The sequence below is a fragment of the Anaerobium acetethylicum genome, assembly GCF_900096945.1.
Taxonomy (GTDB): domain Bacteria; phylum Bacillota; class Clostridia; order Lachnospirales; family Lachnospiraceae; genus Anaerobium; species Anaerobium acetethylicum.
In genome coordinates, this window is record NZ_FMKA01000012.1 from 1 (window position 1) to 21,648 (window position 21,648).

23 protein-coding genes are annotated in these 21,648 nt (G+C 44.8%); 17 read left to right on the top strand and 6 right to left on the bottom strand.

The features are described from left to right. The first annotated feature begins 181 nt into the window (after window positions 1-181). The 6 genes from BJR36_RS10485 (at window position 182) to BJR36_RS10510 (ending at window position 9,004) form a co-directional block, all read left to right on the top strand. Complete coding sequence (locus BJR36_RS10485; RefSeq protein WP_091233836.1) at window positions 182-889, top strand: LytR/AlgR family response regulator transcription factor; 708 nt, start codon at window positions 182-184, stop codon at window positions 887-889. Then, window positions 889-2,175, top strand: coding sequence for an ATP-binding protein (locus tag BJR36_RS10490; protein WP_091233841.1), 1,287 nt, complete (start codon window positions 889-891; stop codon window positions 2,173-2,175). The genes BJR36_RS10485 and BJR36_RS10490 overlap by 1 nt, the downstream gene beginning before the upstream one ends. Window positions 2,176-2,447: 272 nt before the next feature. Beyond that, on the top strand, window positions 2,448-4,880 hold the full coding sequence (locus BJR36_RS10495; RefSeq protein WP_091233846.1) for a glycoside hydrolase family 2 TIM barrel-domain containing protein: 2,433 nt from the start codon (window positions 2,448-2,450) through the stop codon (window positions 4,878-4,880). Beyond that, the gene (locus tag BJR36_RS10500) at window positions 4,877-5,467 is read left to right on the top strand and encodes a hypothetical protein (RefSeq protein WP_091233848.1); all 591 of its coding nucleotides are present in this window, start codon (window positions 4,877-4,879) and stop codon (window positions 5,465-5,467) included. The genes BJR36_RS10495 and BJR36_RS10500 overlap by 4 nt, the downstream gene beginning before the upstream one ends. Before the next feature lie 118 nt (window positions 5,468-5,585). After that, window positions 5,586-8,600, top strand: a complete 3,015-nt coding sequence (locus tag BJR36_RS10505) for a beta-glucosidase (protein ID WP_091233850.1) — start codon at window positions 5,586-5,588, stop codon at window positions 8,598-8,600. Continuing rightward, the gene (locus BJR36_RS10510; RefSeq protein WP_091233852.1) at window positions 8,597-9,004 is read left to right on the top strand and encodes a hypothetical protein; all 408 of its coding nucleotides are present in this window, start codon (window positions 8,597-8,599) and stop codon (window positions 9,002-9,004) included. The genes BJR36_RS10505 and BJR36_RS10510 overlap by 4 nt, the downstream gene beginning before the upstream one ends. Before the next feature lie 209 nt (window positions 9,005-9,213). On the opposite strand, the gene BJR36_RS10515 is transcribed toward BJR36_RS10510, so the two are convergent. Continuing rightward, window positions 9,214-9,549: a hypothetical protein gene (locus BJR36_RS10515; RefSeq protein WP_091233854.1), complete on the bottom strand. Its 336-nt coding sequence runs from the start codon at window positions 9,547-9,549 to the stop codon at window positions 9,214-9,216. A 246-nt stretch (window positions 9,550-9,795) separates the two neighbouring features. Here BJR36_RS10515 and BJR36_RS10520 point away from each other — a divergent pair, with 246 nt between their 5' ends. Then, a complete protein-coding gene (locus BJR36_RS10520) occupies window positions 9,796-10,962 on the top strand; it encodes an MFS transporter (protein WP_091233856.1) in 1,167 nt (388 codons plus the stop codon). Window positions 10,963-11,119: 157 nt separating this feature from the next. Next, window positions 11,120-11,398 carry a hypothetical protein gene (locus BJR36_RS10525; RefSeq protein WP_091233859.1) on the top strand — a complete coding sequence of 93 codons (279 nt, stop codon included), beginning with the start codon at window positions 11,120-11,122 and terminating at the stop codon, window positions 11,396-11,398. 220 nt (window positions 11,399-11,618) lie between these two features. Here BJR36_RS10525 and BJR36_RS10530 read toward each other — a convergent pair whose 3' ends face one another. Genes BJR36_RS10530 through BJR36_RS10540 form a run of 3 tightly spaced genes read right to left on the bottom strand, consistent with a single transcriptional unit; the run spans window position 11,619 to window position 12,650 of the window. Next, window positions 11,619-12,002, bottom strand: a complete 384-nt coding sequence (locus BJR36_RS10530; protein ID WP_330387891.1) for a DUF1048 domain-containing protein — start codon at window positions 12,000-12,002, stop codon at window positions 11,619-11,621. After that, complete coding sequence (locus BJR36_RS10535) at window positions 11,983-12,327, bottom strand: DUF1048 domain-containing protein (RefSeq protein ID WP_091233862.1); 345 nt, start codon at window positions 12,325-12,327, stop codon at window positions 11,983-11,985. The genes BJR36_RS10530 and BJR36_RS10535 overlap by 20 nt, the downstream gene beginning before the upstream one ends. Continuing rightward, window positions 12,324-12,650 (bottom strand): PadR family transcriptional regulator, encoded by a 327-nt coding sequence (locus BJR36_RS10540; RefSeq protein ID WP_091233865.1) that lies wholly within the window; start codon window positions 12,648-12,650, stop codon window positions 12,324-12,326. The genes BJR36_RS10535 and BJR36_RS10540 overlap by 4 nt, the downstream gene beginning before the upstream one ends. Before the next feature lie 453 nt (window positions 12,651-13,103). Here BJR36_RS10540 and BJR36_RS10545 point away from each other — a divergent pair, with 453 nt between their 5' ends. The 6 genes from BJR36_RS10545 to BJR36_RS10565 all read left to right on the top strand — a co-directional run bounded on the left by BJR36_RS10545 (window position 13,104) and on the right by BJR36_RS10565 (window position 17,849). Further along, the gene (locus tag BJR36_RS10545) at window positions 13,104-13,937 is read left to right on the top strand and encodes a DUF5685 family protein (RefSeq protein WP_091233867.1); all 834 of its coding nucleotides are present in this window, start codon (window positions 13,104-13,106) and stop codon (window positions 13,935-13,937) included. 121 nt (window positions 13,938-14,058) lie between these two features. After that, the gene (locus tag BJR36_RS10550; protein ID WP_091233870.1) at window positions 14,059-14,703 is read left to right on the top strand and encodes a DnaJ domain-containing protein; all 645 of its coding nucleotides are present in this window, start codon (window positions 14,059-14,061) and stop codon (window positions 14,701-14,703) included. Next, the gene (locus tag BJR36_RS10555; RefSeq protein ID WP_091233872.1) at window positions 14,694-15,230 is read left to right on the top strand and encodes a hypothetical protein; all 537 of its coding nucleotides are present in this window, start codon (window positions 14,694-14,696) and stop codon (window positions 15,228-15,230) included. Before BJR36_RS10550 ends, BJR36_RS10555 begins: the two co-directional genes overlap by 10 nt. Before the next feature lie 248 nt (window positions 15,231-15,478). Beyond that, the gene (locus tag BJR36_RS10560) at window positions 15,479-16,060 is read left to right on the top strand and encodes a transposase (protein WP_242875530.1); all 582 of its coding nucleotides are present in this window, start codon (window positions 15,479-15,481) and stop codon (window positions 16,058-16,060) included. A 140-nt stretch (window positions 16,061-16,200) separates the two neighbouring features. Continuing rightward, entirely contained in the window at window positions 16,201-16,335 is a 135-nt protein-coding gene (locus BJR36_RS20890) for a hypothetical protein (protein ID WP_278276585.1), read from the top strand. A 347-nt stretch (window positions 16,336-16,682) separates the two neighbouring features. Beyond that, the gene (locus BJR36_RS10565) at window positions 16,683-17,849 is read left to right on the top strand and encodes an iron-containing alcohol dehydrogenase (protein WP_091233874.1); all 1,167 of its coding nucleotides are present in this window, start codon (window positions 16,683-16,685) and stop codon (window positions 17,847-17,849) included. Window positions 17,850-17,918: 69 nt separating this feature from the next. On the opposite strand, the gene BJR36_RS10570 is transcribed toward BJR36_RS10565, so the two are convergent. After that, window positions 17,919-18,281, bottom strand: a complete 363-nt coding sequence (locus BJR36_RS10570) for a winged helix-turn-helix transcriptional regulator (protein WP_091233875.1) — start codon at window positions 18,279-18,281, stop codon at window positions 17,919-17,921. A 103-nt stretch (window positions 18,282-18,384) separates the two neighbouring features. Continuing rightward, on the bottom strand, window positions 18,385-18,834 hold the full coding sequence (locus BJR36_RS10575) for a hypothetical protein (RefSeq protein ID WP_091233877.1): 450 nt from the start codon (window positions 18,832-18,834) through the stop codon (window positions 18,385-18,387). Window positions 18,835-19,165: 331 nt separating this feature from the next. Between BJR36_RS10575 and kduI the strand changes: the two genes are divergently transcribed. From kduI to BJR36_RS10590, 3 genes are all read left to right on the top strand, one after another. Beyond that, window positions 19,166-20,008: a 5-dehydro-4-deoxy-D-glucuronate isomerase gene (gene kduI / locus BJR36_RS10580; protein WP_091233879.1), complete on the top strand. Its 843-nt coding sequence runs from the start codon at window positions 19,166-19,168 to the stop codon at window positions 20,006-20,008. A 63-nt stretch (window positions 20,009-20,071) separates the two neighbouring features. Then, window positions 20,072-21,079 (top strand): TRAP transporter substrate-binding protein, encoded by a 1,008-nt coding sequence (locus BJR36_RS10585; protein ID WP_091234025.1) that lies wholly within the window; start codon window positions 20,072-20,074, stop codon window positions 21,077-21,079. Window positions 21,080-21,152: 73 nt separating this feature from the next. Further along, window positions 21,153-21,647, top strand: coding sequence for a TRAP transporter small permease (locus BJR36_RS10590; protein ID WP_091233880.1), 495 nt, complete (start codon window positions 21,153-21,155; stop codon window positions 21,645-21,647). Window position 21,648 lies beyond the last annotated feature (1 nt).

Below are 21,648 nucleotides of genomic sequence, written 5' to 3' on the forward strand. Positions count from 1 at the left end.
AGCGTTGGAATATAAATTGTAGAGCCGTATACGAGACCCGTACGTACGGTTCAATGAGAGGGAAATAATACTAGCTATTATTTCTCTACTCTATTGATATACTAATGTAGCAGTTTATCATACCAGATGGTCTTGGCAGTTAAGGATAGTGCTGTGCAAATTATATCTTGGGGGAAGAAAAATGATTCATATTGCAGTCGTAGAGGATGACAGGAATTATCAGGAGCAGATCGCTGAGTATCTGAACAGATACCAGGAGGAGTTTTCGATAGAGATTGAGACTTCCGTCTTTGAAGATGGGAAAAAGATTGTGGAACATTACAGGCCTTATTACGATATCATATTGATGGATATTGAAATGCCGAATATGGACGGCATGAAGGCGGCAAAGAAAATCCGGGAGATTGACTCGGAAGTAATGATCATCTTCATCACCAACATGGCAAGGTATGCGATAAAAGGTTATGAAGTAAAAGCGCTGGATTTTGTGCTGAAACCGATCAACTATTTCCTTTTTTCTTTAAAGATGGAAAATGCCATCAAGATGCTGAAACGCAGGGAAGCGAAAAGCATACTGCTGACCACGGAAAACAGCATTAAAAAAGTGAATACATCAGATATATATTATATTGAAGTCATGCGGCATGATCTGTATTTTCATACCATTGACGGAGTGATCAAACAGCAGGGCTCCCTGAAGGAGATTGAACAGGTATTGGCGGGAGAGCCTTTTAAACGGTGCAACAACTGCTACCTGGTCAATCTCAGGTATGTTACAGGGATCATGCAGAATACAGTGATGGTGGCAGGCGAGCCGCTGCAGATGAGCCGCCCAAAAAAGAAGGAATTCATGCAGGCGGTAGCTGATTATATAGGGGGGATCAAGTAATGTTCGGTTATGGATTTTTGGAAGGCGCCAATTATATGTTGGAACTGTTTGCGGCCTGCAGCATGTTCATTTTCCTGCTGGAGAAAAGGCCGCATTTCTGGAGGCGTTATATTGTAGCGACATTGGCAGGACTGGCGGCAGCCGGCTTCCTGTGGCAGCTTTATCCTGTTTCCGGCCTGACGGGCATATCCTTTTTGTTCTGGGCGGTATTTTTCTTCTTCTGCATTCCCTACATCTGGTTCAGCTGCGCGCTGACCCTGGCAGAGTCTGTTTACTGCGCCATCTGCGGGTTTGCCATACAGCATTTTGCTTCCGAGAGCAGCCTGCTGTTTAAGCTTGCCGTTGGCGAAACGAAATGGATACTCGGCATTTATTTGATGATTTATATCATCATTTACACGCTGTTCTATCATGTGGTCGTGAAGAAGCTGGTCGAGCGTGGAAAGGTGGATTTCAGGGCAAAAAAATCAGCAGTGCCCCTGATCGCCATCATATTGATCGTCCTCATTATCAGCGTGCTCAAGAAGCATTTTTATACGGAAGACACAAGGTATCTGGGAATGGTCTGCCAGATTTATGATATGTTTGCCTGCGCATTCCTTCTGTGGGGACAGGTAAGCCAGAAGGAAGCCCTCCATCTGCAGCATGAGCTTGATCTGATGGATTATATGTGGCACCAGCAGCAGGATCAGTTCCAGCTCACCCAGGAAAATATCGATATCATCAACCGGAAATGCCACGACCTGAAACATCAGGTGAGGGCCCTGGGCACCATGAAAAATGGCGCGCAGAAGGATGCTTTTATCAGCAGCATGGAGGACGCGATCATGATCTATGATTCTTCCGTAGATACGGGAAATAAGGCCCTGGACACGGTCATCATGGAAAAAAGCCTGTTTTGCAGGGAACACGGGATTACATTATCCTGCATCGCGGACGGGACGGAGCTTGACTTTATTGACATCATTGACTTGTACACCATCTTTGGAAATGCCCTGGACAATGCAATTGAAGGCGTGGATAAGCTTGAAGACGAAGAGAAGAAAGTGATTGTCGTTAAAGTTTTTACAAAGAACGATCTTCTCATGATCCAGGTTGAGAATTACTTTGACACAGAACTGACTTTTCAGGATGACCTTCCCCTTACCACGAAGGAGGAGACATACTTCCATGGGTACGGCATTAAGAGCATCCAGTACACGGTCCAAAAATACAACGGGTGCATTACGATCAACACGGAAAGAGGCTTGTTCAGGCTGCAGATACTGATTCCCCTGCAGAAGTGAGCAGGTTATGTAGTCGAAAACGACAGGCTGTGCTGAACATATAGAAAATTAAATAGCAGTATTATATACTTCCTTCAACAGTTTCTGCCAGAGAGCAGATGTTGAAGGAAGTTTTTTTATTGTATGACTGTGCCGCAGCTGGCGACTGTGCAAATTGACGAAGCCGAGGTTTACGATGTGCTTTTGACACTCCAATAAAAAAACGCAGGGCTGTTGCTTATTTGCAGGCTAACTGTGCGCCTGTCCAAGAAATAAGAATTTAGGAGAAAGATATGAAGTGTATTAATTTTAATGAAAACTGGAAATTCAAACGCCTGAATCAGGATGGCGATGACAATGAAACAGCTGTAAAAGAAGTGAATCTGCCCCATGATGCAATGCTGTCTGAGAAGCGATCGGAAACAAATCCCGGAGGAGGCAACATCTGCTATTTTGACGGAGGGGATTATCTTTATTCAAAAACCTTTTTTGTGCCGGAGGAATACAGGGACAAGAATGTGATTTTTGAATTTGAGGGAGTATACCGCAATGCCGAGGTATTCCTGAATCGTGAGAAAGCAGCGTACCGCCCTTATGGATATACGAATTTCTATGTGGAGGCAGACCGCTTTTTAAAATATGGCGAGGAGAATCTGATCCAGGTCGTGGCCCGGAATGCAGACCAGCCCAACAGCCGCTGGTATTCAGGCTCCGGAATATACCGCCCGGTGCAGATGTATGTTGCGGATAAAGCCCATATACTGCCGACGGGAATCAGGATCCGTACGCTGGGCATCGAACCTGCAGAGATTTACGTCGAGGTGGCGACAACGGCTCCCGGCGAAGTGAAAATCGAACTCTATGACGGAGATGTGATGGTTTCAGGGGCATCAGCCGTGACCCACGGCAGCTGTTCCGTAAAGATGAAGGTTCCCAATGCGAAGCTTTGGAATCCGGAGCAGCCAGATCTGTACCGGTGCAGGGTTACCTTTGGGACGGACATAAGGGAAGAGCGCTTTGGAATCCGTACCCTGAACTGGGACGGCAACGATGGATTTTCGATGAACGGAAAAAGGGTGATTCTCCGCGGCGCCTGCATCCACCATGACAATGGCCTTCTTGGCGCCTGCTGCTATCCGGAAGCGGAAGAGAGAAAAGTGAGGATCCTGCAGGAAAATGGATACAATGCGATCCGTTCCGCCCACAATCCATGTTCGAAGGCGCTTCTGGAGGCCTGTGACAGGCTTGGAATGCTGGTGATGGATGAATATGTGGACGTGTGGTACATCCACAAGACGGAATATGATTATGCGGGCTATGTGTCTGACTGGTGGAAGGAAGATCTGAGGGACATGGTAAATAAGGATTATAACCATCCCTGCGTGATCATGTATTCCACCGGCAATGAAGTTTCGGAAACGGCCCAGGAGCGCGGCATCGAATTTACGGGCCAGATGACGGAGTATCTGCACCAGCTGGATTCTTCCAGGCCGGTAACCTGCGGAGTCAACATATTTTTCAACTACCTGAGCTCGATCGGGTTCGGCGTCTACAGCGATGAAAAAGCAAAGAAGAATGCGGAGAAAGCCGTGAAAGAAGGCCAGGACGCCGGCAACGGGAAAAAGAAGAAAAAGCCGGTCGGAAGCGAATTTTATAATATGCTCGCCGGCCTCCTCGGGGACAAGACAATGAAAATCGGTGCCACCCTTCACGGGTGCGATGTGAAGACGAGAGATGCCTATGCGAATATGGACATCGCCGGATATAACTACGGAATCCTCCGCTACGAACACGACCTGAAGAAGTACCCGGAGCGCCTGATCCTGGGCAGCGAGACCTTCTGCAAGGACGCATATGCCTTCTGGGAACTGGCAAAAAAGAATCCAAGGATAATCGGCGATTTTGTATGGGCGGGCATGGACTATCTCGGCGAAGTCGGAATCGGTGCGTGGGTGTATGAGAATTATGCGCCAAAGGGCGCGTCCCCTGCCGGATGGATGACTGCAGGAAGCGGCCGCATCGATATCACAGGAAAGCCCCTTGCAGAGGCGGCATACACGAAGACGGCCTTTGAATGTGCAGATACGCCTATCCTGGCAGTACGCCCCCTCGGGCAGAAGGGAAAGCACTCGCCGTCGGCATGGAAAATGACGGATGCAGTACAGTCCTGGTCCTGGGAGGGATGTGAGGGAGAGAAGGCATTCATCGAAGTATATGCCAGGGCATATCAGGTCGAGCTGTACGTCAATCAGAAAAAGATCGGCAGGAAGAAATTCAAAAAAGACTGCGTGGCGCATTTTCAGGCAAGATACGAATCAGGTGAAGTGACGGCTGTCACCTATGACCGTGAGGGAAATGAGATCTCCAGGTCCACGCTGCAGTCGGCAGGGAAAGAGACGCTGCTGCGGGCTGTTCCGGAGGCAGACCATGTGAAGGAAAACGGACTGCTGTACGTAAGGCTCCAGTACTGCGACGGGAAGGGCATTCTAAAACCATTAGAGAGAAATATGCTCCATGTAAAAGTGGAGGGAGGGACGCTTCTTGGGCTTGGAAATGCCTGCCCCTTTAATCCAAAGGGATACCTCCACACCTATACGGATACCTATTACGGGGAGGCTCTGGCAGTGATCAGGTCAGGCGATGCAGGGCAGGTTACAGTCAGCGTTGCCGATGTGACCCGTGATACCAGCGTCACCGTTCCGATCAAAAGGGAGGAAGGGAAATGACCATTTCTGTGAAACTGAAGGACGTGTGGCGGGGATTCCAGGAGAACCATCCCACCTTTGCCGAATTTATCGTGTTCTTCGTGCTGTCGAATCTGATCACAGTGCTTCAGCTGATGCTTATGCCGATCCTGAAAGGGATATTTTTAAAGACGGCACTTGCAGATGTCAGCTTTCAGATCCTGCAGGCGGGCCATAATTTCGATGGAAGCCCCTATTATATCTTTGATTATCCGTCAGGAATACTGGCGGAAGGGGGCGGAGGCGGCCTGGCATATTTTCTGGCGGTGCAGCTGACGCTGGCCGTCGCCCAGGTCATCAATTTTTTTGCACAGCGTAACGTGACCTTCAAATCGAAGGGAAGCATCAGGAGGGCGGCGTTCTGGTACGTCGTAGCATTTTTCCTGATCACCATCGGCGCAGCCGCCCTGCAGGGACTATACAAGGCGCCGGTCTACAACCTTCTGATCAACACCTGGAATATGGGGACGGCAGGCGAGACCCTGGCAGATATGATCTCAATGCTGATCAACTGTGCGGTTTCCTTCTGGGTGTACTTCCCGATCCTGAAGATCATTTTCAAGAAATAGGGGCGGGCTGCAGGTTGTGCGCAAGATATAGAACCTGCAGGAAATCCTGTGTCAGCATTAAAAAATAAGATCCGGAAACTCCGGTTTCTTATATATATATCATGAAAGGGGAAACATTATGAAAAAGAACAAACTGTGGACTGGCCTTGCATCTGTCTTTTCGTTTCTGTTGTGCTTTGCAATCATCGGAACGAATTGTGCAATGAGCTATGCCGGCACAATCAACGGGGCTCTTGGCATCACCACAAGCAAGCTTGTGAGTACGGGAGACGAGGAAGCAGCTGATACCGAATACTACAAGAGCGGGTACGGAGAGCTGAATGGGGAGAATCTGAAGAAACTGATTGCGGATACCCATGAACAGACAGTAACGGAGGAGGAAGAAGGGGCGGTACTGCTCAAAAATGACAACAGTGCATTGCCTCTGTCTTCGGACAAACTCAGCGTCACTTTGTTTGGACACGCAACTGCCCAGCCGCTGTTCAGAAACAGCTCGGCAGGTTCAGGCGCCTCCACGACGGAAGAGGGAGTCGGCCTTTATCAGGCATTAAAGGATGCAGGATTTGAAATTAATGACACCTTATTCAATGCGTATGTGGAAAGCCCGACAAAACGCAGTACGGCAGGCTTTAATTTCGCCACGAAAGAAACGACCACATGGGCATTCGGAGAAGAAGATATCACGTTCTATACGGATGAACTGAAAGCCTCCTGGCAGGACGACTATCATGATGTAGCCATTGTCATGCTGGCAAGACAGGGCGGCGAAGGCAGTGAATTATTCATGGAAGATCCTGAAGAGGGGATCAGCCAGCTGGCGCTGCATCAGAAGGAAAAAGACATGCTGCAGATGATCCAGGATTCTGGCAGGTTTGAAAAGACCATCGTTCTGATCAACAGCGGCAATCCGATGGAACTTGGCTGGCTGGATGAATATGGCGTGGATGCCTGCCTCTGGATTGGCTGTCCCGGCGAAAAAGGATTTGAGGGCGTTGCAAACATTTTGACAGGCGAAGCAAATCCATCCGGACGTCTGACAGAAACCTATGCAGCAAATTCCATGTCTGCACCAGCCTGCGTAAACAACAGCTATAGCAATCAGACCTGGACTAATCTGGATGAAGTGCTGGCCAATACAGGAGATCTGGATAAGGAAGCCTCCTACTACGCAGTCCAGGCGGAAGGCATCTACATCGGTTATAAATATTATGAAACCAGATATGAGGATCTGGTCCTCGGCCGCTACCATGCGGACGGATCAGCAGGATCCTCCACGGGAAATGCCTGGAACTATACCAAGGAAGTCATTTATCCATTCGGATACGGACTATCCTATACCACTTTTGACCAGACGCTGGATGGCGTTGAAGTAGGAGAGGACACGATCACGGCAACGGTTACAGTAACAAACACAGGCAATGCAGCCGGAAAATCTGCGGCTCAGATTTATGCCCAGACTCCTTACGGCGAATACGAGCAGGAAAACCAGGTCGAAAAATCTGCGATCCAGCTGCTTGACTTCGGCAAGACAGGGCTTCTTCAGCCGGGCGAATCCGAAACGCTGACTGTCGAATGCGATAAATACCTCCTGGCAAGCTACGATTATGTCGGTGCAAAAGGGTACATCATGAGCGGGGGAGAGTATTACATTTCCGTTGGCGACAATGCCCACGATGCATTAAACAATGTGCTTGCAGCAAAGGACGCCCAGGGAATGGTCGATTTATCAGGAGCTGCGGCAGCAGGCAATACACAAAAAACCTATACCTGGGAAGAGAAGTTCGACGCAGAAAAGTACAGCACTTCGGAAGCAGGAGTTAAGGTCACGAACCAGTTTGAAGATGCGGACCTGAACCATTGGATTGACGGGGCAGTCACCTATCTGTCCAGAAGCGGGTGGCAGGAAACCTACCCGGTTGCCGTCGAGGTAACCATGACAGAGGAAATGATGGAGATCTACAACGGAGAACTCTACCAGAAACCTGAAGATGCCCCATCAGTAAGTGATTTTACACAGGGCGATAATCAGGGGATCTCACTTGTGACGATGCATGGAGTGGACTATAACGACACCCAGTGGGAGACCTTCCTGAACCAGCTTACGATTGAGGAAATGGCTTCCCTGATCGCGGATAGTTTCGGCACCAAGGAAATCGTATCCATTGACAAGCCGGCAGTAGCGGTAGGCGACGGTCCTGATGGAATCGGCGGCATGGTTTCAGCTTTCGACGAAGCGAAATACGGCTTCACCGCTCCCACAAACTGCTACACAAGCGAGAGCATCCTGGCTTCGACTTATAACAAGGAGCTGATCGAACGCCGCGGCGAGCTGCTGGGCGAAGAAGGTCTGTTCCTCGGAATCATGGAACTCTGGGGTCCGGGCGGAGATTTGCACAGAACGCCTTTCGGCGGACGAAACTTCGAATACTTTTCAGAAGATGCAAACATGAATTATCTCTGTGAGATACCATACATAACTGCAATGCAGTCAAAGGGCGTGAATGCCGGGGCAAAGCATATTGCAGGAAATGACCAGGAAAACAACAGGGAAGGCGTTGCCTGCTTTTTCAATGAACAGGCATTCCGTGAAGGATCTTTAAGAGGATTTGAAGCAGCAGTTACAGAAGCGGATGGGCATGCCCTAATGCAGGGCTTCAACCGCCTCGGCCTCATCGGATGTTCCTCCAGTGCAGCATTGAACAACCAGGTGATCCGCAACGAATGGGGCTTCACAGGACACATAGAAACAGATGCGACAGCCGGAGCGACAGAAGGCTACAAAGCCCACTACACCACAAATCTTACTGCCGGTACTGATTCCTACTGCCTGGATTTCTCCGGAACCAGCGCGCGCGTCATAACAGAAGCTATCACGTCAACAGATGACGGATACCTGCTGGGCAGCCTCAGAACCGCAGCAAAAAACATCCTGTATGTCACTGCAAACAGCAATGTTATGAACGGCTACAGCGCAGATTCAAAGGTCGTATCAGTCACCCCATGGTGGCAGCCGGTGATGTACGGAGCAATTGCATTATTTGCTGTGCTTGATTTATTAAGCATTTTCAAGTTAACACGGATTATTATGAAAGATAAGAAGCAGAGTAGTGAAGAGGAGGTAACGGCAGCATGAAGGAGATTTTAAGTAAAAAAACAGCAGGATTCTATTTTGCGGCATTTGCCGGCCTGATCGCCATCGTCTCGATCATTCGTTATGTAACATGGGCTTCGGCTCACAATGCCATGAACACGATAATCTGGGGTGCATTAATCCTCGGCCTTGCGATAGACATAGTCCTGGTTTTCTACGATAACGACTATCTGATCATCGCCGCTACGGCATGCTACAGCGTGGCCCTGTTCCAGCTCCTGGCGGACTCGGTTGGTTCCTTTGTTGATCTGTTTCAGGGAATCGTCATGTTTGGGGATTCCACGCAGGTTGGAACGATTGTTTCCATCAGCAGCCTGATTGGAGTGAGCATATTGGCTTCGATCATTGCGAGTTTTATGAAGAGGGTACCTGATGTTGGTGCCTGACACCACCACGTTATTGGTACCTGACACCATAAAAAAAATATAAAAAAACCATAAAAAAACCATAAACAAAAACATACCATGAACAAAAAAAGTAATTCCGACCAGGCATATTTATCGTCCCTGATTGGAATTACTTTTTTGTTAATGCAAACATATTGGTACCTGACACCATAAACTTTTCTTTATGGTGTCAGGTACCCGATTATCGTTTATTTTAAAATACTAGCAATCACTGCATCTTCCGTCTGAGATATTCTGTCTTTCTTCCATGCATCCCCAGCATTCCGGGCCGTTTCGTAATTGTGCTCTTCAACACGGCCATTATAATGTTTCACTTTTTTGTAAAAGATCTCCAATTGATTTTTTGTTATGATTACAAGCTCAAAACTATCCTCATCATATTTTGTTATTGTAAACATCTTTGCAATATAAAATAAAAATGGTTTCCACGCAACCTGCTCTCCTGCCAGAGTACACATGAATTTTCTTCTTACGTGATTATTTCCTTTATAAAACCCTGGACCGATCTGCTCTCTATTTTCCATAAGAAGCCTCCTTTTTAGCCTTTTCAAATATTCTAGGCTCATCTAGTATATTAGCCCCTGGCTTATATTAAGTCAAGAATGACATTGGTACCTGACACCATAAACTGGAGTTTATGGTGTCAGGTACCCGATTTGAAAACCAGAAACGAAAATCATTAGCATAAAACAAAAAATGATGATACACATTTGGCGGCCATGATGGTATGGTAATCTTATAGATAAGATTAAGAAAAAGTGGTGAGGACTATGATAGTAAAGCAATTGGATAGGAATCTTAAAATTATATATTTTAGCATGTTCGGCTCTATGGCCTGTTTTTTCCCCTTTTTGGCCGTTTATCTCCAGAGCAAGGGGCTGGATCTGAAACAGATTGGAATCATGTTTGCCCTGTGGTCCGTAACAGGGGTGGTGGCAAATCCGATATGGGGCTTTTTTACAGACCGGTATTCTTATAAGAAAGCCTCCATCATGATCACGATGGGGCTGAGTGCTTTTGCGATATACGCCCTGGTATTCGCGGACAGCTTTTTTGCAATTGCTGTAGCTATCGTGCTGTTCTTTGGCGTTCAGGCGCCAATCAACACGATTACGGATGCCTATACCTATGAGATTATCAGCCAGAATGAGGAATTGCATTTTGGAAAAATCAGGTTCATGGGATCTCTGGGATACGCACTGGTATCTTTCAGTATGGGCATGGTGGTCAAGATGCTGGGAATCAATACGAATTTTATTGGATATTCGATTGCCGTAGTCATTGCCCTGCTTTGCGTCAGCCGCATCAATTATAAGGGACAGACTACAGGTGCGATCCTCCAGGTGAAGGATGTGGGAATCCAGCTTCGGGACAGGCGTTTTCTGTATTATATACTCCTAATCGTATTCCTGAGCATTTCCTTTGGCGCGAACAACGCGTACATGAGCATTCTGATCAACCATAATGGCGGAGATTTTTTTCAGCTGGGACTTGTCGGATTCGTTATCGCCATGAGCGAGTTCCCTTCGCTGCAGATGGGGTCGCGGCTGTTGAAGTGCTTCGGTGATATCAACATTCTGCTTGCGGGCCTGTTCTTCTATGCGGTCCGCTATTTCCTGAATTCTGTCGGCACCACATCGGAGATGCTGATAGCGGTCCAGGCCATGCAGTCCCTGACCTACCCGTTATTCCTGATATCCACCTATGATTTTATTGCGCGGACGACCCCGCAGGAAATGAGGACGACGGCGCTGACTATCAATGCGGCGGCAATGGGGGTAGGAAGTCTGATCGGAAACGTGGGAGGAGGAGCTGTGCTGGAATTTGTGAGCCTGTCCGGGCTGTACAAGATGCTGGCTGTGATCTGCCTTGTGAGCTGTCTTTTCGTATTCGGTCTGAAGAGGCTGGATGCAGGGTATGGAAACGGAGGTACCTGACACTGTGCCATTTGGTACCTGACACCATAAACTGGAGTTTATGGTGTCAGGTACCCGCAAATACGGAAATAGAAACAGTATGCTGAAATGATTGACAACAACCATTGGAAACGGTAAAATGACAGAAAATAAGGCGTGAGAGGAGAGGGTGAGGGGTATGCCATCTGATGACACGGACGGAAGAAAAAGCGGGGAGCGCAGAGAATTCGAAGATACCGTAGAAGAAGAGAAATATGGATTATTGGGTCCTGTAATCATTGGCGTTTTGGTGATGGCAATCGCAGTTGTATTGGCTATGCAGACAGGCTTTATCAAAAAGCCTCCGATCGACAAAATTCTGAAAAGCTGGCAACATGATGCCTGCGAGGAGATATCTGACTGGGAACAGCATATTTATGAGGATTATCGGGACTGGGCGGTTGAAAAAGATGGATAAACGGCGTGCCGGGTTAATGGTGTCAGGTACCAACCATGTCATATTGGTACCTGACACCATTAAAAAAGTATAAACACGCAGGAATATGCTTGACAGAAAATCACAGTGTGTTGTTATGATAATGAAAGTATAAAAAATGTACTCAATGGTGAAAAATACCAGAGTATAAAAGAGAAATATATTAAATAAACGCCATTAAAAAAGAAAAGTTCGCACGCATTTATTTCATTTTCCCCATCATTTTTTTCATAGCCTTATCAACGTCCCGATCAGCAGATTCCTGCCAGCTGTCAGCATAGGTCTTCGAATCCTTGATCAGCTCGTCGCAGAAAGCAGCCACGTCACTGCCCGTCACTTCGAGCACGCCTTTACCCAAGGCCGCACCCTCTTCAAAAAGATCGATAATACCCGAGAGCAGTCCGATCCCACCAGTCAGCTCAACGGGGCCGACCTTGAAGAGATATTTCTGAATCTCTTTATAAACAGTCTGATAATCCTGCGGGAGCTTTTTGACACGTGCCACGTGCGCCCGCCACTTTTTCTTGTCTTCGATGATATCCTTTATGATCATTTTTCTCCCCTTCTCATCTGATTTTTTTTGCAATATTATTGTTGAGCTGCTCGCGCCACTTGTCGCGATAGGAATTTGCCCCCTCTTCGCCTGCCAGCGCTGAACAGAAACCTTTGATATCGTCACCCAGAACCTCCCGGACACTCTGGCCGTCCGCCGCCGTTTCTTCGAGCATGCCAAGCACACCGTCAAGAATTGGAATCAGGTTGCGGCCGGTGAAATCTGCGTGCGGCCAAAGAGCTGCTTTTATTTCCTCCCATGCCGCCTGATAATCGGCCGGCAGCTTTTGTGCCCGCGCTTCAAATGCCTTCAATTCTTTGGTCATATCGCTTCCAGTGGCTTTTTCCCCAAAATTCATGATAATTCCCCCTTTAACCCATTGATTTTTGATGATACGAACTCCCATTTTTCCCAGAACTTCTGTAGTTCCCTGCGTCCCGCGTCATTGAGTGCGAAAAACTTTCGAGGCGGCCCCATATCGGATGGCCTTTTCGTGATTTCCACCAACTTGTTTTTCTCAAGGCGCACCAGGATGGTATAAACGGTCCCGTCCACAACATCCGAAAAGCCAAGTGCGTTCAACCGGCGCGTGATTTCGTAACCGTAAATTTCCTCGTGGCTGATGATTTCAAGAACACAGCCTTCCAACACGCCTTTGAGCATTTCTGTAAGATTCTCCAATGTAACTCCCCCTGTCTATTCTGTATGACTTGTATGCAGTATTACTTATTACTGGTATATAGTAACACGGAATAGCGTGTTTGTAAATAGATGCTGGTGATTGCGTTAAATGTCCAGTCCCCCTGCCACGCAAGTAGCCTGAATAAATTTTAAAAACTTGATTTCGGTCAAGGTAGACGGTCGAAAATTCGATTATTATTGAACTATCACAAAAGCCATTCATTGCATAGGCAATGTAATTGTGAAAAGGCATATGAGAAAAAACGGTACCTGACACCATAAACTGCAGTTTAAAAAACGGTACCTGACACCATAAACTGCAGTTTATGGTGTCAGGTACCAAATCACAATCACAAGGCGCCAAATTTTATTGTTTTTTAATAGCATTCCTGTCGCCATTGGGATTATAATGTCCATGAGGCAGTAAATACGAAAGGAAAAGAATCGGATCTTATGTTTGGCTATGTAACGGTGAATAAACCGGAATTAAAAATGAAAGAGTATGACAGATATCGTGCATACTATTGCGGATTGTGCAATGTTCTTCAACAAAGGCATGGAATAGCCGGACAGATGACGCTGACCTATGATATGACATTTCTGGTCATCCTTCTTTCGTCGTTGTATGAACCTGAGATTGCTTGCGAAAAAAAGCGCTGCATGGTACATCCGGTAAAAAAGCATACTTTTTTTACAAATGAAATCACAGCATATGCAGCAGATATGAATGTTGCGCTTGCCTATCATCACTTCAGGGATGACTGGCAGGACGAGAAAAAAATAAACGGGCTGGCCGGAATTGCGATCTTAAGAAAAAAATACGGCAGGATTGAAAAGCAATATCCACGTCAGTGCGCAGTGATAGAATCTTCTTTGAAGCAGTTGCAGGAATATGAGGAGAAAGGCGAGAAAAGCCTGGACCTGGTAAGCGGATGCTTCGGCACGCTGATGGCAGAGCTGCTTGTATATAAAAAAGATGCCTGGGAGGAAACTCTTCGCAGGCTCGGTTTTTTTCTGGGAAAATATATTTATCTGATAGATGCCTATATGGATCTGGAGGATGATTTGAAAAACGAAAGCTATAATCCATTGATTGATTATAAGGACAGGACAGACTATGAGGAGTTCTGCCACGAAATATTGAAAATGATGATTTCGGAAAGTGCAGCGTGCTTCGAAATGCTTCCCTGTGTGGAAGATGCAGAGATTTTAAGGAATATTCTGTATGGCGGTGTCTGGACCAGGTATTATGCCAAAAAAGGAAAAAAGAAAATAACGGTTCAGTAGCCCGGCGGAAATCGTGTCGCAAAAGCGCCCGAGCCCAGTCCTGGAGTCTGCCAGGGCGAAGCAATTTTGTGCTGCTGACTTTGCATAGAAAACGAAACAGTAATGAGAGGAACGAAAATAAATGACTACAGATCCATATCAGATATTAGGAGTATCACGCAATGCATCGGAAGATGAAATAAAGAAAGCATACCGGGAATTAAGCAAAAAGTATCACCCGGATACAAATGCCAATAACCCGTTGGCACATCTTGCAGAGGAAAAATTCAAACAGATCCAGGAAGCATACCAGCAGATCATTGACGGAAGAGCAAATGGAGGGCAGGGAGCATACAGGTATTCCTCGCAGAGCACATCATCACAGTATAATTCCGGGGCATACCAGTCCGGAGAGGACAGCCAGAAAATGTCTGCTGCCGCCAATTATCTCAATGCAGGGCATTACAGAGAAGCGCTGCGTGTCCTTTCGGAAATATCCAGCCACAGCGCACAATGGAATTACTACAGCGCAATTGCGCAGGCAGGTCTTGGAAATAATATAGAAGCAATGAATCATGCCAGAACGGCTGCCAGTATGGAACCAAACAACCGTGAATACAGCGACCTGCTCAACAGGCTTCAATGGGGAAACGGAAGATATCAAAGCAACAGCACCGGCTACGGTTATGGCGGTTCCTCCTGCGGATCGGGAAATTTCTGCTGTGATTTATGGTGTGCGGATACCTTGTGCGAGTGTATGGGAGGGGATATCTGTTCATGCATGTAAAAGCAAAGCAGGCAGCTGTTCTGGGACTGCTGGCGGCGATTATATCGATAATCCTGGTGCTGTCGGCAGTGATCGAGAGCAATACCTTGTTTTTTCTGGCTGCTGCTTCATATCTTGTGGGAGCCGCAGTGCGCGAATACGGACTACGCATGGGAACGGCTTTTTTTATTGCCTGCGCACTGCTCGGATTTCTCCTTGCTCCAAACAAAATGTATGTTGTAACCTTCGCCGGGCTTTCGGCTTATATTTTAATGAGGGAGGCCATGTATCTTCTGCTTTTGAGAATGGATATCATAAAATCGAAAAGAATTGCATTCTTTTTGACGAAACTGGCTGCATTTAATCTGCTTTACATACCGGCGCTACTTTTTCTTCCGCAGCTTCTATTCGCCGGTGATATAAGCGCAGACCTGCTGGCCATATTCTGGGCTGGAGGACAGATCGCATGGTTTGTCTATGATAAGGCATACGATTATTTTCAGACGCAGATATGGGGAAAATTCAGAGCAAAACGTATTGGTACCTGACACCATAAACTGCAGTTTATGGTGTCAGGTACCAATCGATAGATGCCAAATAAATCACATTTGTTGTTGAAATTTTCAAATTCATAAGGTAATATAAACATATCTACAACCCATTTCTATTCAAATCTTATAAAAATCTTATTAAAATCTTATTAAAATCCAACCAAACCAATCTGAATAAATTATCAGGAGATGATGAAATCACGAGAAAACCAAGAGTGTGGTATCCCGGGGCAGTTTATCATGTAATGAACCGCGGGAACCGTAAAGACCAGATTTTTATTGAGGAAGAGGACTATATAATTTTCCTGAAGATGTTGAAAAAAGTGCAGCGCAAGTATCCGTTTCGTTTAATATCTTATTGTCTAATGACAAATCATATCCATCTGCAGATCCAGACGATCAATACGCCAATCGGCCAAATCATGCAAAGCCTCCTGTTAAATTACACAAAATACTTCAATCAGAAGTACGATCTGAGCGGCCATCTGTTCCAGGGAAGATTCACTTCGGAACTTATCGAGACTGATTCCTATATGATGCAGACCAGCAGGTACATTCATCTGAATCCGGTCAAGGCGAAGATGGTAAAGATGCCGAAGGACTACAGGTGGAGCAGTTACTGTGTCTATTTGGGGAGGCGAAAGTGCGAACTGACTGCCGATGAAAAAATATTGGATTATTTTTCCGGGAACCGGATACTGTATAAGCAGTATGTAGAGAACAATCTGTACGCTGAAGATGTTTCGGAAGAAATATTGAGATATGAGGAACGGGTGGGCCACGATAATGGCGAGGATCAGGAACCGCCTCCCGATATCCAGAATTGAAAAATTGAAGGAATTGAAGGAATTGAAGGAATTGAGGTACTACCTCCAGGGGCAGAGACCGGTATGGTTTTTTTGCAGTCGGCTATGCTATAATAGTTTTGGTGTACAGTCACCGATTAATTATGAAAGGAAATGACAGTATGAAAAAGAAAATTCTTTCTGTATGTATGCTTGCTGTCCTTCTGGCATTCCTTCCGGTCACAAACCAGGGGCTTGTCATTGATGTTCCTTCTGCAGGGCTTGTCATCGACGTCACATCTGCGGGAATCAGGTAAAAAGCGCAAACAAAAAAACGGTACCTGACACCATAAACAATATTTAATGGTGTCAGGTACCAATTTTTTCTTCTGCAGGGCTTGTCATCGACGTCACATCTGCGGGAATCAGGTAAAAAGCGCAAACAAAAAAACGGTACCTGACACCATAAACAATATTTAATGGTGTCAGGTACCATTTTTTTAAAACCCCAGGAATCACGCAATTCACACCTTTTAGTAACTTTCCTACCGAAAAGTGCCCTCTTTTAAAACATCCACAATCGCTCTATACTTACATTTGTAACGAGGACAGTTAAGAAATTCGAGCAGAATTTCAAGTTTATTGATTTAGGAGGAAACAAAAAGTGCAAAGATTTACAATTCCAAGAGATGTTTATTTCGGTGAGAATGCGATAGAGTATTTGAAGTCAGAGAAGGGAACGAGAGCGATGCTGATGATCGGTTCTGAAAGGTTGATAAAGGATGGAACAGTTCCTGCAATACAGGAATTGTTAAAGGAAGCGAATATTGAAACATCCGTATTTTCGGGTGTTGAAAATGACCCTTCTGTTGAAACCGTTCTGAAGGGTTCTGAAGCAATGAAGGAATTTAATCCGGATTTAATCATCGGTATTGGCGGCGGCTCTCCAATCGATGCAGCAAAAGCAATGTGGATTTTCTATGAGTATCCTGAATTCACATTTGAAGAAGCGGCTAAGCCATTTAACCTGCCGGAATTAAGAAAAAAGGCAAGATTTATCGCTATTCCAACCACAAGTGGTACTGGTTCAGAAGTAACAGCATTCTCTATCATCACTGATGAGAAAACAGGCATCAAATATCCAATTGCCGACTACAACATCACTCCGGACGTCGCAATCGTGGATACGAACTTAGTTCAGAGCATGACGCCATTCCTGGTTGCCAATACCGGTATGGACGCCTTAACGCATTCCTTTGAAGCTTACGTTTCGACCGCTAAAAATGCAATCACGGATGCCGTAGCCATGAAATCAATCGAGATGACTGTTGAGCACTTAGTGAAATCATTCAACGGGGATGAAGAAGCCAGAAAAGAGATGCATATCGCTCAGAGTATGGCGGGTATGGCATTTTCCAATGCAATCCTGGGAATCGTTCACTCAATGGCTCATAAGACAGGTAAGATTTTCAACATTCCTCATGGTCTGGCAAATGCAATCTATCTGCCGTATGCAATACAGTTCAATGCAAAATCTGCTAGGGCGGCTTATGCGGATATCGCCAGGAGACTTGGTCTGAAAGGTGAAACAACAGAAGAATTAGTTCAATCCTTAATCCAGATGGTGAAAGAGTTCAGAGTTGCCATGAACATGCCGGCGACTCTTAGGGAATTCGGAGTCTCAGAAGAAGACTTCAAGTCAAACTTAGATCTGATTTCTGAAGGTGCAGTAAGGGATGCCTGCACAGGTACAAATCCAAGAGAGATCTCTGTGGGAGAAATGAAAAAATTATTTGAAGCCACTTACTATGGAACAGAAGTAAACTTCTAAAGTTATGAAAAAGGCTATAGCCGGTATATGAACCAGCTATAGCCTTTCTTTTTCCCAGGATCGTATCACCTAGTGCTTCCGTGTGTGTTTGAAGCTATCAACAAAGTGCTTGCCCCATTGATCCATTGCATCCAGAATGGGAATCAACTCTTTTCCCAGTGGAGTAAGAAAATATTCTACCATTGGGGGAACCTGGGGATAAATCTTTTTCTCAATGAGCCCATTTTTTGCCAGATCTCTTAACTGCTGTGTGAGCATTTTCTGAGTGATCTCCGGAATCAGCCTTTTGAATTCATTGAATCGAATTGTTTCATGATTGTGAAGATTCCAGAGAATCAGGGATTTCCATTTTCCGCTCAGGATTTCCAGGGTAACTTCGATCTCACATCTATAGTTGCTGCAGCTGACTTTATTTAATCTATCTTCGGGCATAAGTTCACTTCCTTATCTGATACGGTATACCAGGGTACGTGACCCCGGGGATTTGGTACCTGACACCATAAACAGTATTTAATGGTGTCAGGTACCTTTTTTTTCAGGCTCGCGGCCAGGCGTATGCGATTCCCACCACAACCGATATCGCCGCAGCATAATAATAGATCCAGGGCTTCTTATACCTGTACAGCAGGAAAAGACAGCAAACTGCGATTGCCGCTGTGGATACTGCCGCTACGACTGGTGTCAGGTAAAATGCCAGGATCACGGCAATGATCAGCATGGTCATCGGACCAATAAAAATGATTGCTTTGATAAGGTCTGATATCTTTGTGCGAAGCAGGGCAAAATAAAGTAAAAGGAGCACAACAGTATACGAATTGCGAATAATGCCTGCAGGTACTGATGTGGGTGCATCATGGAAGAACACAGATTCAATCAGCATGTAGACAGCAAAATAACCGATGTAGCATAAACCAAGTACCAACAAGCCACCAAAAGGAATTATGACCCATGGCGGAATTATGGAATTGGAATCAGGGTTTTTCATAAATGCCTCCTTGTCTTTTCTTCTTGATGTTTACGTTTGTTACAATTCAAGCGTACTACTATTGCTATTGAAATACAAGCGGTATTAGGTACCTGACACCATAAACTACAGTTTATGGTGTCAGGTACCTTTTTGAAACACTTTTTGGTAATATCAACTAAAAATTCAATGATTTTTGTAGCAATATGTACATTGAATGGATAAATACAATATGTTAGTATGTATACAACAAAAGAGACTTGTATACAAACTACATTATAAGAATACAATTAAAACAACCATATACAAAAGGCCGGCGGGATATCATATGGGCTGATTTCAGGAGGGATAAATGGAGATTCGCTATACAGTAAATCAAAAAGATATAAAAAGGTACACAACAGAAGAACTTCGTTCAGAGTTTCTGGTGAACGGCTTGTATGAAGAAAATGAAGTAAAGGCAGTATATTCACACATTGACCGCATGGTTACACTTGGATGCATGCCAACGACAGAAACCGTTGCTATTGACAAGGGAATTGATTGCTGGAAAAACTTTGGGACTCATTATTTTCTGGAACGTCGTGAAATTGGTATTTTCAATATTGGCGGAAAAGGCAGCATTGAGGCAGATGGCGTAGTATATGAAATGGGATATAAAGACTGTCTTTATATAACAAAAGAAACAAAAGAAGTGTTGTTTAGAAGTGATGATGCCAAACATCCTGCAAAATTTTATATGGTAAGCGCACCGGCACACAGGGTCTGCAAGACAAAATTTATACCTATTGAGGATGCAGCAAAGAGACCGCTTGGAGAAGCAAAAACTTCAAATAAACGTACAATCAATCAATTTATTCATCCGGATGTATTAGAGACCTGTCAATTATCCATGGGGATGACAGTATTGGAATCTGGGAATGTATGGAACAGTATGCCGTGTCATACTCATGAACGCCGTATGGAAATTTACATGTATTTTGAAGTGCCGGAAGATCATGTTGTATTTCACATGATGGGCGAGCCAACTGAAACACGTCATATCATTATGAAAAACGAAGAAGCTGTGATCAGTCCATCCTGGGGTATTCATTGTGGAGCAGGAACTTCTGATTATACATTTATCTGGGCAATGGGTGGAGAAAATCAGGCATTTGATGATATGGACAATTTGTTACAGACGGAACTGAAATAAGACCCCACACTTATCTGATGGCAGATAAGTTTTGGATTATAAATGAAAGGGAATAGGGAAAAGATGAAGAAGAAAATAGCGGCAGTATTAGTAGGAATCATGGTGTTGTCTTTAGCAGGATGTGGAGGAAGTGCAAAAACCACAGAAAATGGTGCAGCAAAAACCACAACTCTGAAATTAGCATTTAATCAGTCGGAAAATCATCCGCAGTACAAGGCACTTGCTGAAATGAGCGATGAATTATATGAATTAACCGATGGGGCATATGAGATTGAAATCAGTCCAAATGAATTGCTTGGTTCACAAAAGGATGCATTTGAATTGGTACAAAGCGGAACAATACAGATGGCTATGGTAGCAAATTCAATTGTTGAAAATGTAAACGGTGATTTCGCTGTTCTTGGATTGCCATATGCATATGATAGTACAGAACATCAGAAAAAAGTATTTACAAGTGGTATACTTGATGAATTATTTGCAAGTACATCAGCAAACAAATTCAACGTATTAGCAGCATTTACAGCAGGTTCCCGTTGTATCTATACGGATAAGCCGGTCGAAACGCCAGAAGATTTAGCTGGTTATAAAATAAGAGTTATGGAAGCGCCTACTTCTATTGCTATGTTAAATGCGATGGGCGGCGTTGCAACTCCAATGGCGCAGAGTGAAGTATATACTGCAATTCAGCAGGGTGTAATCAATGGTGGAGAAAATAATGAAATTACATATGCAGATTTAAAACATTATGAAGTAGCTCCATACTTCTCTTACACAAGACATCTTATGATTCCAGACTTATTAGTCATTAATTCAGATATTCTTTCGGGAATGAGCGAAGAACATCAGCAGATCATGAAAGATCTATGTAAAAAATATACTGAAAGAGAATTCGAAATCTGGGATGAACAATTACAGTCAGCAATTGATACGGCAACAGAAGCCGGAACCACTTTTACTGAAGTTGATATTACACCATTCCAGGATGCAGTACAGCCTGTAATCAAGGAAGTTGTAGAAAAGAGCGAAAGCGCACAGGCCTTGTACGATTCAATTAGAACTTTAGCAGAATAAGTTTAATCGATAAATGGATTCCTTCAATTTGAGAATCCATTTATCCTTATAATAGAAAGAGGTAATGAGATTGATGGAATCTATCAAACGAATAATTGATAAAATACTGGCATGGGTTTGTATTTTTCTGTTAGCAGCCATGACTGTATTAGTAACCTATCAGGTTGTCGTACGCTATTTTTTCAATAGTCCTAATTCATATACGGAAATAGTTTCGAAATATATGTTTGTCTGGATGATTATGTACGGTTCAGCTTATGTATTCGGGTTGCGTGAGCATATGAATATTGCATTTGTGAGAGATAAAATGCCCGCAAAAGCACGCATTATTGTTGAGATGATTGGGGAACTGATTATCGCATTGTTTACAGCCATCGTTTTAATATACGGCGGATACACGCAGATGATCGATCAAATGGTACAGTTAGACGCAACGTTACAGATTCCTATGGGAATTATTTATTCAGCAGTACCTGTCAGTTCGATTTTTATATTGTTTTATTTTATATATACAGAAAAGAAACTTTTTAATGAGTTAACATCAAATAGCATGGAAGGGAGAATATAAT

What these genes read in the sequence shown, in the direction of transcription:
- BJR36_RS20890 (WP_278276585.1), top strand. Translation starts at nt 16,201, where the DNA reads ATGAAAAAGAAAATTCTTTCTGTATGTATGCTTGCTGTCCTTCTGGCA.
- BJR36_RS10570 (WP_091233875.1), bottom strand. Translation starts at nt 18,281, where the DNA reads ATGCCCGAAGATAGATTAAATAAAGTCAGCTGCAGCAACTATAGATGT.
- BJR36_RS10510 (WP_091233852.1), top strand. Translation starts at nt 8,597, where the DNA reads ATGAAGGAGATTTTAAGTAAAAAAACAGCAGGATTCTATTTTGCGGCA.
- BJR36_RS10545 (WP_091233867.1), top strand. Translation starts at nt 13,104, where the DNA reads ATGTTTGGCTATGTAACGGTGAATAAACCGGAATTAAAAATGAAAGAG.
- BJR36_RS10585 (WP_091234025.1), top strand. Translation starts at nt 20,072, where the DNA reads ATGAAGAAGAAAATAGCGGCAGTATTAGTAGGAATCATGGTGTTGTCT.
- BJR36_RS10505 (WP_091233850.1), top strand. Translation starts at nt 5,586, where the DNA reads ATGAAAAAGAACAAACTGTGGACTGGCCTTGCATCTGTCTTTTCGTTT.
- BJR36_RS10515 (WP_091233854.1), bottom strand. Translation starts at nt 9,549, where the DNA reads ATGGAAAATAGAGAGCAGATCGGTCCAGGGTTTTATAAAGGAAATAAT.
- BJR36_RS10550 (WP_091233870.1), top strand. Translation starts at nt 14,059, where the DNA reads ATGACTACAGATCCATATCAGATATTAGGAGTATCACGCAATGCATCG.
- BJR36_RS10575 (WP_091233877.1), bottom strand. Translation starts at nt 18,834, where the DNA reads ATGAAAAACCCTGATTCCAATTCCATAATTCCGCCATGGGTCATAATT.
- kduI (WP_091233879.1), top strand. Translation starts at nt 19,166, where the DNA reads ATGGAGATTCGCTATACAGTAAATCAAAAAGATATAAAAAGGTACACA.
- BJR36_RS10555 (WP_091233872.1), top strand. Translation starts at nt 14,694, where the DNA reads ATGCATGTAAAAGCAAAGCAGGCAGCTGTTCTGGGACTGCTGGCGGCG.
- BJR36_RS10520 (WP_091233856.1), top strand. Translation starts at nt 9,796, where the DNA reads ATGATAGTAAAGCAATTGGATAGGAATCTTAAAATTATATATTTTAGC.
- BJR36_RS10560 (WP_242875530.1), top strand. Translation starts at nt 15,479, where the DNA reads ATGAACCGCGGGAACCGTAAAGACCAGATTTTTATTGAGGAAGAGGAC.
- BJR36_RS10500 (WP_091233848.1), top strand. Translation starts at nt 4,877, where the DNA reads ATGACCATTTCTGTGAAACTGAAGGACGTGTGGCGGGGATTCCAGGAG.
- BJR36_RS10590 (WP_091233880.1), top strand. Translation starts at nt 21,153, where the DNA reads ATGGAATCTATCAAACGAATAATTGATAAAATACTGGCATGGGTTTGT.
- BJR36_RS10490 (WP_091233841.1), top strand. Translation starts at nt 889, where the DNA reads ATGTTCGGTTATGGATTTTTGGAAGGCGCCAATTATATGTTGGAACTG.
- BJR36_RS10525 (WP_091233859.1), top strand. Translation starts at nt 11,120, where the DNA reads ATGCCATCTGATGACACGGACGGAAGAAAAAGCGGGGAGCGCAGAGAA.
- BJR36_RS10535 (WP_091233862.1), bottom strand. Translation starts at nt 12,327, where the DNA reads ATGAATTTTGGGGAAAAAGCCACTGGAAGCGATATGACCAAAGAATTG.
- BJR36_RS10485 (WP_091233836.1), top strand. Translation starts at nt 182, where the DNA reads ATGATTCATATTGCAGTCGTAGAGGATGACAGGAATTATCAGGAGCAG.
- BJR36_RS10495 (WP_091233846.1), top strand. Translation starts at nt 2,448, where the DNA reads ATGAAGTGTATTAATTTTAATGAAAACTGGAAATTCAAACGCCTGAAT.